Source organism: Corallococcus exercitus (genome assembly GCF_003611585.1).
Taxonomy (GTDB): Bacteria; Myxococcota; Myxococcia; order Myxococcales; family Myxococcaceae; genus Corallococcus; species Corallococcus exercitus.
In genome coordinates this window covers 1-4280 of record NZ_RAVW01000604.1, presented here as the reverse complement: position 1 = coordinate 4280, position 4280 = coordinate 1, and the positions used below count along the sequence as shown (strand labels likewise).

General features: G+C 71.8%; 3 protein-coding genes. All 3 read left to right on the top strand.

Annotated elements, in window-relative coordinates:
• On the top strand, positions 1-342 hold a 342-nt coding region (locus D7W79_RS39450; protein WP_120530372.1), incomplete at its 5' end, for a PEGA domain-containing protein.
• Positions 339-2903, top strand: coding sequence for a TonB-dependent receptor plug domain-containing protein (locus D7W79_RS39445; RefSeq protein ID WP_208729963.1), 2565 nt, complete (start codon positions 339-341; stop codon positions 2901-2903). The genes D7W79_RS39450 and D7W79_RS39445, both read left to right, overlap by 4 nt.
• Positions 2900-4123 (top strand): hypothetical protein, encoded by a 1224-nt coding sequence (locus D7W79_RS39440; protein ID WP_120530371.1) that lies wholly within the window; start codon positions 2900-2902, stop codon positions 4121-4123. Before D7W79_RS39445 ends, D7W79_RS39440 begins: the two co-directional genes overlap by 4 nt.
• Positions 4124-4280 lie beyond the last annotated feature (157 nt).

The following is a 4280-nucleotide window of genomic DNA, read 5'->3' as shown; positions in this document are numbered from 1 at the left end:
GCCGAGCACGCCGCCGCCCAGCCCACGGTGGCCGCGCGCCCGGCCACTCCCCGCCCCGTCCGCTTCGACGTCGAGAGCGATCCCCCGGGCGCGGAGGTGAAGGTCAACGGCAGGGTGCGCGGCAACACCCCGCTGACCATCACCCACACCCCGGACAGCCCGGGCCTCGCGGACGTGGAGGTGTCGTTCGCGATGGACGGCTACCAGACCGTCAGCAAGACCTACTCGGGTGAGCCGGGCACCACCGTCAACGTCTCCATCAAGCTTCCGCGCATCAAGAAGCAGGGACCGAAGCCCACCAAGGCTCCCGGTTCCTCGTACAAGGACGATCCGTACCAGTGAATCCCCCGACAGCCTTCCGACGTGGAGCGCTCCTCGCGCTGTGTCTTTGCGCGACCGAGGCCCTGGCGGACGCGCGCCTTGAAGCGCGCCGCCACTTCCGCAACGGCATGAACCTCATCGAGCAGAAGCAGTTCGACGAGGGCATCGCCGAGTTGGAGGAGGCCTACAACATCAAGCCGCACCCCAGCGTCCTCTACAACATCGCCCGGGCGTACCAGGACGCGGGCCGGTTCGACGAAGCGCTGGACGCGTACAAGCGCTACCTCGCCTCCAACCCGCCGGACGCCGCCAACGTGCAGGCCCAGGTGACGCGCCTGGAGGCCACGCGCCAGGCCGCGCAGGCGGAGGCCCCCGCTCCCGGCACCCAACCCGGCACGCAGGGCACGGGCTCCACCACCGGGCTGCCCATGCCCCCGCCGCCCCCCACGAGCATCCAGGCACAGCAGCAGCTGGCCGCGCTCATGGAGCGGCTGGAGAAGGCCGTCAACCGCGCGGAGTCGCTCACTGCCCAGCCCCAGGCGCAGCAGCAGCCCGCGGCCACGCCCGGCACTCCTGACACCTCCAGCGGCGGCGCCGAGTCCGGTGACACCTCCGGCGACCAGGGCCTGGTGCCCTACGAGGAGCGCGTGGTGACGGCGAGCCGCCGTGCGCAGTCCTCGCTGGAGTCGCCCAACGCCACCACCGTCATCACCGCGGAGGACATCCGCCTGTCGGGTGCCACCACGCTGCCGGAGCTCCTGCGCCGCGTGCCCGGCGCGGACGTGATGGCCATGGGCGTGGGCAGCGCCAACGTCAGCCTGCGCGGCTTCAACCAGCGCCTGGCCAACAAGGTGCTGGTGCTGGTGGACGGCCGCACCGAGTACCAGGACTTCCTCGGCCTCACGGTGTGGGCGGGGCTGCCCATCGGCCTGGAGGAGATCGACCGCATCGAGGTCATCCGCGGTCCGGGCAGCGCGCTGTACGGCGCCAACGCGATGCTGGGCGTCATCAACATCATCACCCAGGCCCCCGGCACCGGCCGCCGCGCGCGCTTCGGCGCCATGGCGGGCGGTGGCAACACCGTGCAGGGCTCCTTCGTCAGCCACGGCCAGAACGGCCCCCTGCGCTACCGCGCCTCCGCCGCCTACCGGCAGGAGGACAAGTGGAGCCGCGATTACGAGTCCGGCCGTCCGGACTTCGCCCTGGAGGGGCCGGCGGATCCGGACCTGGGCCAGCGCGGGGCTCGCGCCAACCTGTCCACCGTCTACTCGTTCGAGGAGGGCCGCGCGATTGGCCTCTCCGGCGGCGTGCACCGCTACCTCACGGAGATCTACCCGCTGGGCCTCCTGCGCAACTACTACATCGACGGCCTGGGCGCGTACGCCAAGGCCGACGTGGAGCTGGGCGCGGTGAAGCTCAAGGCGTTCTGGAACCACCTGTCCGGCGACGCGGGGCCGCAGTACGAGCCCATCGGTCAGCGCTCGGCCGCCACCACCGTGGCCTCCAACGTCTTCAACGGCGAGGCGCTGTACGCGCGCAGCTTCGAGCTGGCCGGTGAGCACCAGGTGAACATCGGCGTGGAGGGGCGCTTGAAGCGCGTGGCGTTCCAGTACCTGGACGCCCTGCGCGAGGAGTTCCACGCGGCGGCCTTCGTCCAGGACGAGTGGCGCATCGTGCAGCCCCTGCGCCTGGTGGTCAGCTACCGCGTGGACCGCCACCCGCTGCTCGACAAGGGCAACCCGGGCATTGCTCAATCGCCGCGTCTGTCCGCGGTGTTCCAGCCCATGGAAGGGCACGCCTTCCGCGCGTCCGTGGCCACCGCGTTCCGCGAGCCCACGTTCCTGGAGAGCTACACCCGGCTGCCCGTGCCCGTGCCGGGCGTCAACGGCGTGAGCCTGCTGACCACCGGCAACCGGACGCTGCGTCCGGTGCGCCTCAACGCGCTGGAACTGGGCTGGCGCGGTGAGTCCCCGCGCCTGGGCCTGGACTGGGACGTGGCCCTCTACCAGAACACGGTGAAGGACCTCATCGCCCTGTCGCCCGTGCAGCCGCTGCCCGCCGGCGAGTCCTACGACAGCGGCACCGGCAGCTACCTGCTGGGCCGCTCGCTGTTCACCAACGAGGCCGCCATCTACACCGCGCGCGGCGTCGAGGCGGGCATCAACGTGTCCCCCATCGACGGCCTGGGCGTGAAGGCGAGCGCCGCGTACCAGCACGTCAGCTCCGACCTGCCGGAAGAGGGCCAGTGCGGCACGTGCAGCCAGGCGCCGGCGTTCCGGCTCTTCGGCGGCGTCACCTACCGCACGCGCACGGACCTGGAGTTCGGCATCGAAGCGGCGTTCACCACCTCCACCACCTGGGTGGAGCGCGAGCCCTCCGCGACCGACCCGACGCGCGTGGACCTCATCGCCAACAACCTCCCCGCGTACACCGTCGTCAACGCCCGCGTGGGCTACACCGTGGTGAAGGACTTCGTCTCCGTGGCGCTGCAGGGCAGCCAGCTCGGCGGCAGCCACTCGGAGCACCCCTTCGGCAACCGCATCGAGCGGCGCGTGTTCGCCAACCTCACGGTGACCCCATGAAGCGCCCCCTCCCCTTCCTCGCCTTCGCGCTCGCGTCGCTCCTGTCCGGCGGCTGTGACTCCCCGGACGTGGTGCCCACGGCGGACGGCCGCCAGCACACGCGCTCGGCCCGCATCGAGGGCAGCCTCGTGGTGCAGTCGCGCGCGCGCGGCAACGCCATCGTGTTCCTCTACGACGCGGCCAACCCGCCGCCGCCCGCGGGCTCCGGCCGTCCGCTGGCCTTCACCGTCGTCACCGCCGCGGAGCTGTTCGGCGCGTCCCTGGGAGACCACTCCACGGGTCCGTTCACCGCGCCGTTCTCGCTGAGCCTCGTGGAGCCGGGCCGCTACCTGCTGCGCGGCTTCATCGACTCGGACACCTGCCGCAGCGTGCCGCAGCCCTGCCACGTGTCCGACTTCAACCCCTGGTACGGCGTCACCTCCGAGCCCAACGCGGGCGACGTGGGCGGCGGCGCCGTGGACCCGGCCACCAGCGCCACGCGCATCCTGGAGGTGACGACGGACGCGGACGGCTGGCCCCAGCCGCTCACCGGCGTCTCCGTGTCCTTCGCGGACTCGGCGACCGTGCCCTTCGACCGGCCCGCCTTCCAGACCGCGGACGCGCGCGAGTTCAACACCGCGACCACGCCCACGAAGCTGCTGACGCTCACGCCGCAGGTGCTCACCGGCGCGGTGGATCAACGGCCTCCTGGCTTCTGGGTGCAGCTCGTGGACGCCAACAAGGACGGCGTCCCGGATGACGCCAACGGCGACGGCGTGCCGGACTTCTGGCCGCGCGTCATCGTGCGCAAGCTGGCGGAAGGCGTGACGGGCTACGTGGACGAGAACGACCTCAACCGCGATGGCATGGTGGACGCGGAGGGCGTGGACTACGCGCGCGTCAACGGCGGCATGGACGGCAAGCCGGATGTGGCGGTGCTGGCGGCCGGCCTGGTGCCCGACCCCCTGCTCGCTGCCCTGCTCGATGGTGAAGGCAAGCCTCGCCCGCAGCCCGTCTTCGTCCCGCAGCTGCTGGTGGCCATCCGCGCGCTGGCGCTGGACGCGCGCGACCCCGCCGCGCCCGCGCCGCTCGCGGCCGTGCCTCCGGGCCGCTACAGCGTCACCCTGCTGCAGTCCACGGGGCAGACGTGGCGGTTGCCCAACGAGCTGGACCCGGCGCTCGCCGAGGCCGTGGGGCTGCCGGGCGTGCAGTCCCAGGCCTTCGTGCTGGAGGTCCGCTGAGGTCGGTTCCGCCCTCCTGAAATCGCGGTGTGGTGCCCTGGGTTGCTTTGACTTCGCAGGGCCCATCCGCGACCATGGGGTGGAGCTGCTGGAGGCGTTCCCCCCTCCGTGAGGTTTTGATTCCGATGAAGGCCGGTCCTCTCTCCGCCCCCGAATC

Excerpts from the sequence above, each read along its gene's own strand:
- D7W79_RS39440 (WP_120530371.1), top strand. The coding sequence starts at position 2,900 with ATGAAGCGCCCCCTCCCCTTCCTCGCCTTCGCGCTCGCGTCGCTCCTG.